Consider the following 11133-nt stretch of genomic DNA (forward strand, 5'->3'; position numbering starts at 1 on the left):
AACGATAGAGAGGAACCAGGCTGGGCGGCAGAGTGAACCCACGCCCTGGTTTGATTGATTACCATCAAAGGGAGCAAGGTTCATGCCTGTGTTCGTGTGCCCTGTGGCGCAGGGGCGGGAGGGGGATGAAAAAAGATGTGTCCCGGGGAAGCGGGTTGGCACGATTTATTCCGGCTGTTGCAGGACGCAACAACGCGAACAGCGCCGGCGGGACGGCGGAACAGCGCTGTCATGGACAACGGGAAATTGGGACGGATTCCGGGCGTGGCACACGGGAAAACCGTGTCACGTGCCCGATATCGAGGACGATGCCGGACCTGTTCGCTTGTGCGACAAATGAACAGGTCCGCTGCGACATCAGAAGCAGTGTTCGATGGCCGGGAAGCTGCCATCCTTGACGGCCTGCACATAGGCGCTGACGGCCGCGTCGATGCTGGTCTGGCCGTCCATGAAATTCTTCACGAAGCGCGCCTTGCGCCCGGGAAACACGCCCAGCAGGTCGTGCATCACCAGCACCTGGCCGGCGCAATCGGGACCGGCGCCGATGCCGATGGTGGGCATGGCCAGCAAGTCCGTCACTTCCTTGCCCAGCTGGGTGGGGATGGCTTCCAGCACCACCATGGCCGCGCCGGCCGCCTGCAGCTTGAGCGCGTCGGCCTTGAGCAGGTCGGCGCTTTCGGTCGTCTTGCCCTGCACCTTGTAGCCGCCCAGTTGATGCACGGATTGCGGCGTCAGGCCCAAGTGGGCGCACACGGGCACGGCGCGGTCGGTCAGGAAGCGCACGGTGTCAGCCAGCCAGGCGCCGCCTTCGATCTTGACCATGTGGGCGCCAGCCTGCATCAGCTTGACGGCGTTGTTGAACGCCGACTCCGGCGTGGCGTAGCTGCCGAACGGCATATCGGCCAGCACCATGGCCGACTTGCTGCCGCGCGCCACGGCTGCCGTGTGGTACGCGATTTCGTCCACCGTGACGGGCAGGGTGGAGCTGTGGCCGTTGCAGACCATGCCCAGCGAATCACCGATCAGCAGCACTTCCACGCCGCAGCGGTCCATCAGCGCGGCGAAGCTGGCGTCGTAGCAGGTCAGCATGGTGATCTTCTCGCCGGCCGCGCGCAGCGCGTTGAGCGAGGGGATGGTGACGGCCTTGGTAGCGACCGGCTTGGACGGCGCGGGCGTGGCGGCAGGCTTTTGGCCCGTCGTCATTTCGGTTCCTTGCAAATATCCAGACATGGAGTTCCTCGAAAGTGAGAGTGACATCGGCGCTAGTGTAGACCTTTGCCGGTGAGCGCGCTGGGCGCGCGAAAATTTTAGGGGTGTCAGCCGCGGAACATGAAGTCGACCAGGTTCGACAGTGCCAGCAGGCCGACGGCCTGCACGATGACGGGTGTTTGCATCAGCCCCTCAGCTCAGAAGGCTGATGCCCTGATCAGCCACGGCCGCCGCGTAATCGCGCGCCGGGCCTCGGCCGGGAATGACCACCTCCGGCGCCAGCGCCAGCAGCGGCACCAGCACGAAGGCCCGTTCCGTCATGCGTGGGTGGGGCACGGTCAGCGTGGGGCTGGCGATCAATTGGTCGCCGTACAGCAGCAGGTCCAGGTCCAGTGTGCGCGGCGCGTTGCGGTAGGGGCGCTCGCGCCCGTGCGCCTGCTCGATGCCGTGCAGCGCTTGCAGCAACGCCTCCGCATCCAGCGTGGTGCTGACGCTGGCCACGGCGTTGACGTAGTCGTCGCCGCTGGAGTCGATGGGCGCGGTGCGGTACTGGCCCGACACGCCCAGCACAGTGCAGCCGGGCAGGCGGCGCAGGCGTTCGATGGCGTCGGCCACGTTGGCGCGCGCGTCGCCCAGGTTGGCGCCGATGCCGACAAAGGCGATGATATTCATGCGATGGTGCTCATACGGTCATGCTGTCGTTACCCGGTCATTACCCGTTCGGTGTTTGTGCGGTGCGCTGGCGCTTGGCGCGCCTTACTCGCCGCTGCTTTCCACGACACGGGCGCCGCCGTCCTCGCTGCCGCCTTCCTGGCCGCCGCGATTGCGCGGGCCACGGCGTGGCGGGCGTTTGCGTTTGGCGCCACCGGCGCCAGCGGCCGGGCCGCGGCCGGCGCTGGCCACCAGCTCCTCGCGCTCCGTCTCGTCGCCTTCATAGAACGCGGTCCACCACTGGCCGATGTCGCCTTCGATCTCGCCGGAGGCGCAGCGCAGCAGCAGGAAGTCGTAGCCGGCGCGGAAGCGCGGGTGTTCCAGCAGCTTGTACGGGGTCTTGCCGGTGCGGCGCTCGAAGCGCGGCTGCATGGCCCAGATATCGCGCATGTCGGAACCGATCTTGCGTTGCAGGGCCAGTTTTTCCGTTTGCGATTCGAGCACGTCGTCGGCCGCCAGGTGCAGCGCGGGGACGGACATTTCGCCGGCCGTGCGGTAAGCGGTCCACTTCTCCAGCACCTGGTGCCACAGCAGCGAGGCGAACAGGAAGCCGGGCGAGACGGTCTTGCCGGCGTGGATGCGGGCGTCGGTCGAATCGAGCGCCAGGGTCACGAACTTCACGCCCAGCGGCTGTTCCAGCACCACGTCCAGCAGCGGCAGCAGGCCGTGGTGCAGGCCTTCCTTGCGCAGTTGCTGCAGGCAGGCCAGGGCCTGGCCGCTCATGAGCAGCTTGAGCATCTCGTCGAACACACGGGGCGCCGGCACGTTGTCGATCAGCGGCGCCATGGCGCGGATCGGCGCGCCCGTCGCCGGTTCGATATGGAAGCGCAGCTTGGCCGCGAAGCGCACCACGCGCAGCATGCGCACCGGGTCTTCGCGGTAGCGCGCCTCGGGCTGGCCGATGATGCGCAGCGTCTTGGCGCGGATATCCTCGATGCCGCCATGGTAGTCCAGCACCTGCTCGGTGGCCGGGTTGTAGTACATGGCGTTGATGGTGAAGTCGCGCCGCACGGCATCCTCGGCCTGCGAGCCGAAGGTGTTATCGCGCAGCACGCGGCCATGTTCGTCCTTGGGTGCGGAGGCCGAGGCGGTGCCGCGGAAGGTGGTCACCTCCAGCAGGTCCTGGCCGAACATCACGTGCACGATCTGGAAGCGCTTGCCGATGATGAAGGCGCGCCGGAACAGCTTGCGCACCTGTTCGGGCGTGGCGTTGGTGGCGATGTCGAAGTCTTTCGGCTTCACGCCCAGCAGCAGGTCGCGCACGGCGCCACCCACCACGAACGCCTCGTAGCCCGCGTCCTGCAGCGTGCTGGTGACGCGGATGGCATTGGACGACAGCAGGCGCGGATCGATGCCATGCTCCTGCGCCCCCAGTACGACGGGCGTGTCGGCGTCGCGTTTTCCTTTAGTCTTGGTACCCAAAATTTTGCGGATGAATTTCTTAATCATTGAATAGGTCGAGTGATGGCCAGCCGTGGGCGGCGGCGTGCGTTTTCAGCGTCGCGTTGGGGTTGGTCGCGACGGGATGGGTGACGACGGACAAGAGCGGAATGTCGTTGTGCGAATCGCTGTAGAAATGACTGCGCTCGAAGCCTTCCAGCGTGTGGCCCAGCTTTTCCAGCCAGGCCCGCGTGTGCGTGACCTTGCCCGCGCCCTGGGTCGGGGTGCCCAGCAGCTTGCCCGTCAGGTTGCCGGCGGCGTCCGTCTCGGGCATGGCCGCGATCAGGTGCTCCACGCCCAGCGCGCGGGCGATGGGCGCCGTCACGTACTGGTTGGTGGCGGTGACGATGGCCGTCAGGTCGCCCGCGTCCTGGTGGCGGCGCAGCAGGGCCAGCGCCGAGGGGCGGATGGCCGGCTGGATCACTTCGGCCATGAACTGGCGGTGCATGGCGTCCAGTTGCGGACGCGGGAAGCGCGCCAGCGTGCCGAGCGCGAACTCCAGGTATTGCACCGGATCGAGCGTACCGGCCTGGTACTGGGCGAAAAATTCCTTGTTGCGGGCGTCGAATTCGGCCGCGTCCACGGCGCCGGTGCGCACCAGGAACTGGCCCCACTCGTAGTCGGAGTCCAGCGGCAGCAGGGTGTGGTCTAAGTCAAACAGGGCGAGATTCATTATTCTTTCGCTTCCGCCTGCAACCACTCGCGCAACAGCGGCAAGGTGATCGGGCGTTGGGTTTCAAGGGAATACTGGTCGAGCGAATCGAGCATGGTCGACAGCGAGCGCATGTCGCGCTGGAAGTGCGACAGCAGGTAGGGTAACACGCCCGGCGAGAGCGTCAAGCCGCGGGCGGCGGCGGCCGCGCTCAATGCCGCCACCTTCTCGTCGTCCGTCAGGCCGTGGATCTGGTAGATCAAGCCCCAGCCCATGCGGGTGCGCAAATCCTCGCGCACCGGCAGTACGGCCGGCGCCACCGCGCCGCTGCACACCATGAAGGCGTGGTTGGCGCGGATTTCGTTGAACAGGGCGAAGGCGTCGATCTGCGCCACCGGCGACAGCTTTTCGCAGTCGTCCAGCAGATACAGGTCCACCTCGGGCGAATAGACGAACTCCGATTCGATCGAGAATGGCGAGATATAGCGCGCCTTGTCGGTGCTGGCCAGGGCCTTGAGCAGATGGCTCTTGCCCACGCCGCACTCGCCCCACAGGTAGGCGAAGTGCTCGCGCGAGGTCCGGGCGGCGAACTGCGTCATCAGCTGCGCCGCCTCGGCGTTCTGTCCCACCTCGAACGACTCAAGGCTGTGCGCCTGTTCCGCGCCTAAATCGAGCACCAATTGCTTCATGGCTTACGCCCAGTTCCTGTCATTTGCGTCCACGTTGTCTGCATCACGTTACGCATTATAAAAGCTGCTGTCCAGGTAGTGGCGGCGCAAGTGCTTGAAGGCCACCATCAGCACGGCCGACGCGGGTAGCGCCAGCAGCACGCCGACGAAGCCGAACAGCTGGCCGAACGCCAGCAGGGCGAAGATCACGGCCAGCGGATTGAGGCCGATGCGCTCGCCCACCAGCCGCGGCGTGAGGAAGAAACCTTCCAGCACCTGGCCGCAGCCGTAGATGATGGCCACCGCCACCAGCCCGTTCCAGCCGGGAAATTGCAGCACGGCCGCGATCAGGGCCAGCATCAGGCCCAGGCCGAAGCCCAGGTAGGGGATGAACACCAGCAGGCCGGTGATGATGCCGACCGGCAGCGCCACGTCGAAGCCGGCGATGATCAAACCGCTCGAATAGTACACGGCCAGCACCAGCATCACCAGCAACTGGCCCCGCAGGTACTGGGCCAGCAGCTCGTCCACTTCGCCGGCCATGGCCAGCGTGCGCTCGATGTAGCGGCGCGGCACGGCGCCGGCCACGCGCGCCAGCAGCGCGTGCCAGTCCAGCAGCAGGTAGAACAGCAGCACGGGAATCAGGACCACGGTGGCGATCCAGCCCAGCACGGCCGTGCCGCCCACCTTGGCCGAGGCCAGCACGGCGGCCAGGATCTCGTCGCCGCCGCCGGCCAGTTGCTGGGAAATCAGCTTGCGGATGCCGGCCCCGTCGAGCTGGACCTTGACCCCCATCTCGCGCAGGCGCGGCGCCAGCACGTCGTTCAATTTGTCGAGGAAGGCGGGAATCTGGGCCTGCAGCAGGGGGATTTCCTTTTGCAGCACCGGCACCACGATCAGGATCAGGGCGCCGATGGCGGCGAAAAACAGCAGCAATACCACCACCACGGCCAGCGCGCGCGGCACGCCGAAGCGGCCCACGTGCAGCCGGTCCAGGTAATCGACGCCCGGATTGAGGGCGTAAGCGAGGATGGCGGCGGCGATGAAGGGCGTCAGCACCGGGCCCAGCGCCACCAGTAACAGCACGAATGCGAGCCAGACCGCGATCCAGAAAGCCGTTTGCTTTTGCTCTACCGAGAGGGGAAATGGCATGGATTCAGATGGTCTGCGCGAAAAAAGGGCTGTTGGACGGGGCATTTTGATAAAATAGCGGATTCACCGGATTTGCACGGGCTTCGATGACCTTTTTGCCATAATGTGGAAAAAGCGTGGCAAAAAACATGCAAATTTAGTCTCCGCCTTCTATTTTACCGCCTTCGCTGCGAAATACACCATGAGCCAAACTTCTAATGTTTCCCTGTCCTACCGTGACGCCGGCGTCGATATCGACGCGGGCGACGCCTTAGTCGAAGCGATCAAGCCCTTTGCCAAGCGCACCATGCGCGAAGGCGTGATGGGCGGCATTGGCGGCTTCGGCGCATTATTCGAGATCAGCAAGAAGTACAAGGAGCCAGTGCTGGTGTCCGGCACCGACGGCGTGGGCACCAAGCTCAAGCTGGCCTTTGAACTGAACCGCCACGACACGGTCGGCATCGACCTGGTGGCCATGAGCGTCAATGACATCCTGGTGCAGGGTGCCGAACCGCTGTTCTTCCTCGACTACTTCGCTTGCGGCAAGCTGGACGTGCCCACCGCCACCGACGTCATCAAAGGCGTGGCCAAGGGCTGCGAACTGTCCGGTTGCGCCCTGATCGGCGGCGAAACGGCGGAAATGCCCAGCATGTACCCGGCCGGTGAGTACGACCTGGCCGGTTTCGCCGTGGGCGCGGTGGAAAAGTCGAAAATCATCGACGGCACCAAGATCTGCCCCGGCGACGTGGTACTGGGCCTGGCTTCGTCGGGCGCCCACTCGAACGGCTATTCGCTGGTGCGCAAGATTATCGAAGTGGCAAAACCTGACCTGGAAGCGGACTTCCACGGCCGCAAGCTGGCCGACGTGCTGATGGAGCCAACCCGCATCTACGTCAAGCCGCTGCTGGCGCTGATGGACGCGATGGAAGTGAAGGGCATGGTGCACATCACCGGTGGCGGCCTGGTGGAAAACATCCCGCGCGTGCTGCAGGATGGCCTGGTGGCCGAGCTGGACGCGAAATCGTGGACCATGCCACCGCTGTTCCAGTGGCTGCAACAGCACGGCGGCGTGGCCGACGCGGAAATGCACCGCGTGTTCAACTGCGGTATCGGCATGGCCGTGATCGTGTCAAAAGAGAACGCGGACGCCGCCTTTGCCCAATTGCAGGCGGCTGGCGAGACCGTTTCGCGCATCGGCGTGATCCGCGCCCGCGTGGGCGACGAGCACCAGACCATCGTCGTGTAATCACGCCGCGCGCCAGTGTTGGCGCAAAATGCTAAAAAAGCGGACCGTGCCCTGGCATCGTCCGCTTTTTTCATGGGGTAACATGTCCGTTTCCGTCACCCTTTGCGCCGCCGGGCTTGCCGCGCCCAGCGGGTAACGGTAATGCCAGTTTTGCCAGCCCTGTATTCGATCAGATGCCCGGTTTTCGGTATGGCAAACCAGCGGATGCCAGGCCTGGTCGTTGGCGTGCCTAATGCCGGGTGCAAAACGATCAAGTCCAGGGCGGATTGAACGCGCTGCATGATAATCAGCGCTGTCCCCGGATCTTGCGTGTCGATGTGCTCAAGCGTTTGAGCCAGTAACTTTGCCGCTGCCAATGACCAGCGGACCATGTATCTAACCGGCTTTTTTCTTCTGCTGACCCGAATTCACAATACGCCACATATCAGCCATGACTTTTTTATTTGGGATCGTGCGGCCCGCCGCGATATCGGCATCGGCTTCGATGGTGGCTTGAACGCTTTCTTCCGTGTCATCGAAGCCATATCGCCAGACATCGGGCCAAATTTCCTCCGCACGCATTCCCGCCAACGCGGCCAGGCGTTCCAGCCGATCCCGATCGTCAGTCGACAAGGCCTCGAGAGCCTCAGACATCCGCTGTGCACGCGAATTCATGATCGTTTCTGCCTTCGGGCGGGGAAAACACCATGATAACGCAAGCCGAACGGTTGAGCGCTTGAGGCGGCGCAATGGCGGTTAGCCCCTGGACGGTTGCCATGATGTCGCACCGCATCTGGCCTCCTATTTCTTGAGGATTTTCTCCACCGACGCCGGCCGCAGCCGGAACGCGTCCGGCATGCCCGAGCCCAGCAGCGGGCGCAGGTAGAGCCGGAACGCGTCCGTCACATCGGTGCCGCTGGCGCTGATGAACTCGTCCTCCATTACCCGCGTCTTGCCGGCCACGGCGTCCAGCGGCAGCAATTCGTAATCGACGGAATAGAAGCCGGTGCGCTTGATGGCCACCGAACCGTCGCGGTCGCCCCACATGGCGAACTGGACCGCCTTCTCGCCCACTTCGCGCGCCTCGCGCTGGTCCACGTCCGACACGCAGCCGATGAAGGAGCGCTGCAGATAGCCAAACGTGTCGCCCCGCACCCGCTTGATGCCCAGCTTGGCCTTGATCTCCTCGCACAGCAGGTCGGCCAGCGCGCCCGTGCCCGACAACTGCACGTTGCCGTGCGCGTCGCGCTCGATATCCTTGGCCAGCAGCGCGGCGATCGGCTCGCCCGAGGCGTCATGGATGCCTTCGGACACGGCGATCACGCAGCGCCCATAGCGCGCGTAAGTGGCCTTGACGTCGGCCAGGAACTGTTCCAGCACAAAAGTGCGCTCGGGCAGGTAGATCAGGTGCGGGCCATCGTCGGGAAACTTCTTGCCCAGCGCCGAGGCGGCTGTGAGGAAGCCGGCATGGCGGCCCATCACCACACCCACGTACACGCCCGGCAGCGAAGCGTTGTCCAGGTTGGCGCCGGCGAAGGCCTGGGCCACGAAGCGGGCCGCCGACGGGAAGCCGGGCGTGTGGTCGTTGCCCACCAGGTCGTTGTCGATGGTCTTGGGGATGTGCACGCTGCGCAGCGGATAGCCGGCCAGCCGCGCCTGCTCGCTGACGATGCGCACCGTGTCGGACGAATCGTTGCCGCCGATGTAGAAGAAGTGTTCGATCTGGTGCGCCTTGAGCACCTGGAAAATCTCCTGGCAATAGGCCAGGTCCGGCTTGTCGCGGGTGGAACCGAGGGCCGACGAGGGCGTGGCGGCCACCAGTTCCAGGTTGTGGCTGGTTTCCTGGGTCAGGTCGACGAAATCCTCGTTGACGATGCCGCGCACCCCGTGCAGGGCGCCATACACGCGGGTGACGTTGTGGAAGCGGCGCGCTTCCAGCGCCACCCCCGCCAGCGACTGGTTGATGACGGCGGTGGGACCGCCTCCCTGTGCGACCAGAATTTTTCCCGACGACATGCGCAGCTCCTAGTGAGTGGATCAACGGCCAGCCGCTAGCTTACTCCGGAATGGCCGTTCACGGCCACCGGCTCAGTGCTGGCCGATATTGCGGTCCAGGAATTTCTCGACCCGGCCCCAGAAATCGATGCGGTTCTTGGGCAGGGTCCAGCCGTGGCCTTCCTCCGGGTATTCCACCCATTCCACCTGGCTGTTGCCGGCCTTGACGGCGTCATAGAACTTGGTGCCGTGGTACAGCGGCACGCGCATGTCGGCGCCGCCGTAGGCGAGCAGCAGCGGCTGCTTGATGCGGGCCGCCTGCTTGAGCGGCGAGGTGGCCTCCAGCTGGGCTGCGTCCTTGACCTGATCGCCCACCAGCTGCGGCATGCCGAACTGCTTGAAGGAGTCGGGCAAGTCGGACTGGAAGCGCCAGTTACCGTCGTACATGAGGTTGATGTCCGTCACCCCCACCCAGTCCACGCCGCACTTGAACAGTTCGGGATTGTTCACCAGCCCCATCAGCGTGGCGTAGCCGCCGTAGCTGGCGCCGGCGATGCAGATGCGGCCCGCGTCCGCATACCCGTGGTCGATGGCCCAGCGCGCGCCGTCGGCGATATCGTCCTGCATCTTCAAGCCCCATTGCTTCCAGCCGGCCCGGAAATGGCGGCTGCCGTAGCCGGTGCTGCCGCGGTATTCCGGTTCCAGCACCGCGTAGCCGCGCGAGGCGAGGAACTGCGATTCCGGGTTGAAGCCCCAGTGGTTGCCGCGCACGTAGGGGCCGCCATGCACCAGTACCACCAGGGGCAGCTTGCTGTGCTGGTCCTTGGGGAGGGTGAGCAGGGCGGGAATGTCGAGCCCATCACGCGCGGGGTAGTGCACCACGGTCTGCGGCCCCAGGTCGGCCGGCGTGATGTGGGCGAAGGTCTCGCCCACCAGCTGCAAGGCTTTGCTGTCGCGGTTGTACAGCAGGTAGGTGTGCGGCTGGCGGTCCGAATAGGCCTCCACCAGCACCCACGGCGTGGCGGGCCGCGCGGGCAGGCTCAGCACATTGATGGTGGCGCTCAGCTTGGCGTCCACCGCATCCTGCAGCGCCTGCATCTCCGGGTCCAGCCAGCGGGTGTCCCTGGCGTCGCCGTCGTAGCGTACGCCCAGCAGCTTGTGCTGGTCCTGGATCACATGGCCCTGGAAGTCATAGCCCTGCACCCGCAGCACCGCTTGTTCGCCCAGCTTGCCGGTGGCCGGGTCGAACAGGTACAGCGCCGACTTATCCTGGCCCGGGCCCCAGGCGCTCACGTACAGCTTGCCGTCCGGCGCGAAGCCCAGCGGGCTGAAACGCTGCCCTTTGCCCGTGTAGGGATTGAAGGCCGACAGCGCGCGCCACTGGTTGGTGGCCGGGTCCAGATACTGGATGGTGGACGTGCCTTTTTCCATGGTCACAGTGAGGCGTGGCTCGCCGTGCTGGTCCAGCAGCCAGTGCGTGTTGTCGGCGGGTGCGTCGATTGATTTCGCGCGTCCCGTTATCGTGTTGAGGCGTTGCAAATGGTAATCGCCCAGCTGTCCCGGCCCGGCGATGCTGGGATTGAGCACGTAGATGAACTCGGAATCCTGGGCGCCGTCCTGGTCCAGCAGATAGGTGTTCCACGGCAGCATGCGGTGCGCCATGCTGTCGCTGATGAAGGCGTTGCCGCGCGCGGCCAACTGGCGGTAGCGCTGGCCGTCGCGGTTGACCGCGTACAGGCCGGGCGCGAAGCGCCTGTCACCCGGACCCACGTTGCGGTCGCTGGCCGTGAACGCCAGGCGTTCGTCGTTGACCCACATGAACTGGCCAATGTCGGCGTCGGAAAAGCTGGCGGCGATCTGCGCCTCGTTGTTGCTCAGGTCAACCACGGCCAGCCGGTCGCGCTGGCCGGCGATGGCGACCTTGGCCGCCAGGAATTGACCGCTGGGCGAGAGCCTGGCGCCCGTGAAGGCGGGATTTTCAAAGAAACTTGCCAATGGGGGCAGTGGGGCGGCGGCGCTCGCCACGCGCGCCAGCATGGCGCAGCCCAGTGCCAGCGTGGCCAGTTTGAGGTGAGAAAGTCGCATAGTGTGGAAATTGTCCG

At 65.1% G+C, this 11133-nt stretch carries 11 protein-coding genes; 1 reads left to right on the forward strand and 10 read right to left on the reverse strand.

The features are described from left to right. Window positions 1-357 precede the first annotated feature (357 nt). The 6 genes from panB to H3H39_RS22065 all read right to left on the reverse strand — a co-directional run bounded on the left by panB (window position 358) and on the right by H3H39_RS22065 (window position 5832). Entirely contained in the window at window positions 358-1230 is an 873-nt protein-coding gene (gene panB / locus H3H39_RS22040) for a 3-methyl-2-oxobutanoate hydroxymethyltransferase (RefSeq protein WP_182156528.1), read from the reverse strand. Between the two features lie 171 nt (window positions 1231-1401). Then, window positions 1402-1881: a 2-amino-4-hydroxy-6-hydroxymethyldihydropteridine diphosphokinase gene (folK, locus tag H3H39_RS22045; RefSeq protein WP_182156529.1), complete on the reverse strand. Its 480-nt coding sequence runs from the start codon at window positions 1879-1881 to the stop codon at window positions 1402-1404. An 84-nt stretch (window positions 1882-1965) separates the two neighbouring features. Next, entirely contained in the window at window positions 1966-3369 is a 1404-nt protein-coding gene (gene pcnB / locus H3H39_RS22050) for a polynucleotide adenylyltransferase PcnB (RefSeq protein ID WP_182156530.1), read from the reverse strand. Beyond that, entirely contained in the window at window positions 3362-4033 is a 672-nt protein-coding gene (locus tag H3H39_RS22055; protein WP_182156531.1) for a histidinol-phosphatase, read from the reverse strand. Before H3H39_RS22055 ends, pcnB begins: the two co-directional genes overlap by 8 nt. Beyond that, window positions 4033-4701: a DnaA regulatory inactivator Hda gene (hda, locus tag H3H39_RS22060; protein WP_182156532.1), complete on the reverse strand. Its 669-nt coding sequence runs from the start codon at window positions 4699-4701 to the stop codon at window positions 4033-4035. The genes H3H39_RS22055 and hda overlap by 1 nt, the downstream gene beginning before the upstream one ends. Window positions 4702-4749: 48 nt before the next feature. After that, window positions 4750-5832, reverse strand: coding sequence for an AI-2E family transporter (locus tag H3H39_RS22065; RefSeq protein WP_182156533.1), 1083 nt, complete (start codon window positions 5830-5832; stop codon window positions 4750-4752). A 181-nt stretch (window positions 5833-6013) separates the two neighbouring features. Between H3H39_RS22065 and purM the strand changes: the two genes are divergently transcribed. After that, window positions 6014-7057: a phosphoribosylformylglycinamidine cyclo-ligase gene (gene purM / locus H3H39_RS22070; RefSeq protein ID WP_182156534.1), complete on the forward strand. Its 1044-nt coding sequence runs from the start codon at window positions 6014-6016 to the stop codon at window positions 7055-7057. A gap of 95 nt (window positions 7058-7152) precedes the next feature. On the opposite strand, the gene H3H39_RS22075 is transcribed toward purM, so the two are convergent. The 4 genes from H3H39_RS22075 to H3H39_RS22090 form a co-directional block, all read right to left on the reverse strand. Then, window positions 7153-7428 (reverse strand): type II toxin-antitoxin system RelE/ParE family toxin, encoded by a 276-nt coding sequence (locus H3H39_RS22075; RefSeq protein WP_182156535.1) that lies wholly within the window; start codon window positions 7426-7428, stop codon window positions 7153-7155. Between the two features lie 4 nt (window positions 7429-7432). Further along, window positions 7433-7711 carry a hypothetical protein gene (locus tag H3H39_RS22080; protein ID WP_182156536.1) on the reverse strand — a complete coding sequence of 93 codons (279 nt, stop codon included), beginning with the start codon at window positions 7709-7711 and terminating at the stop codon, window positions 7433-7435. A gap of 126 nt (window positions 7712-7837) precedes the next feature. Next, on the reverse strand, window positions 7838-9052 hold the full coding sequence (locus H3H39_RS22085; RefSeq protein WP_182156537.1) for a 6-phosphofructokinase: 1215 nt from the start codon (window positions 9050-9052) through the stop codon (window positions 7838-7840). A 72-nt stretch (window positions 9053-9124) separates the two neighbouring features. Further along, the gene (locus H3H39_RS22090; RefSeq protein WP_182156538.1) at window positions 9125-11116 is read right to left on the reverse strand and encodes a S9 family peptidase; all 1992 of its coding nucleotides are present in this window, start codon (window positions 11114-11116) and stop codon (window positions 9125-9127) included. Window positions 11117-11133 lie beyond the last annotated feature (17 nt).

It is taken from the genome of Rugamonas apoptosis (assembly GCF_014042355.1).
GTDB lineage: Bacteria > Pseudomonadota > Gammaproteobacteria > Burkholderiales > Burkholderiaceae_D > Rugamonas > Rugamonas apoptosis.

Coding starts and splice junctions, on each gene's coding strand:
- H3H39_RS22085 (WP_182156537.1), bottom strand. CDS start 9,052: ATGTCGTCGGGAAAAATTCTGGTCGCACAGGGAGGCGGTCCCACCGCC.
- H3H39_RS22055 (WP_182156531.1), bottom strand. CDS start 4,033: ATGAATCTCGCCCTGTTTGACTTAGACCACACCCTGCTGCCGCTGGAC.
- panB (WP_182156528.1), bottom strand. CDS start 1,230: ATGTCTGGATATTTGCAAGGAACCGAAATGACGACGGGCCAAAAGCCT.
- H3H39_RS22075 (WP_182156535.1), bottom strand. CDS start 7,428: ATGGTCCGCTGGTCATTGGCAGCGGCAAAGTTACTGGCTCAAACGCTT.
- H3H39_RS22065 (WP_182156533.1), bottom strand. CDS start 5,832: ATGCCATTTCCCCTCTCGGTAGAGCAAAAGCAAACGGCTTTCTGGATC.
- pcnB (WP_182156530.1), bottom strand. CDS start 3,369: ATGATTAAGAAATTCATCCGCAAAATTTTGGGTACCAAGACTAAAGGA.
- folK (WP_182156529.1), bottom strand. CDS start 1,881: ATGAATATCATCGCCTTTGTCGGCATCGGCGCCAACCTGGGCGACGCG.
- H3H39_RS22080 (WP_182156536.1), bottom strand. CDS start 7,711: ATGAATTCGCGTGCACAGCGGATGTCTGAGGCTCTCGAGGCCTTGTCG.
- H3H39_RS22090 (WP_182156538.1), bottom strand. CDS start 11,116: ATGCGACTTTCTCACCTCAAACTGGCCACGCTGGCACTGGGCTGCGCC.
- purM (WP_182156534.1), top strand. CDS start 6,014: ATGAGCCAAACTTCTAATGTTTCCCTGTCCTACCGTGACGCCGGCGTC.
- hda (WP_182156532.1), bottom strand. CDS start 4,701: ATGAAGCAATTGGTGCTCGATTTAGGCGCGGAACAGGCGCACAGCCTT.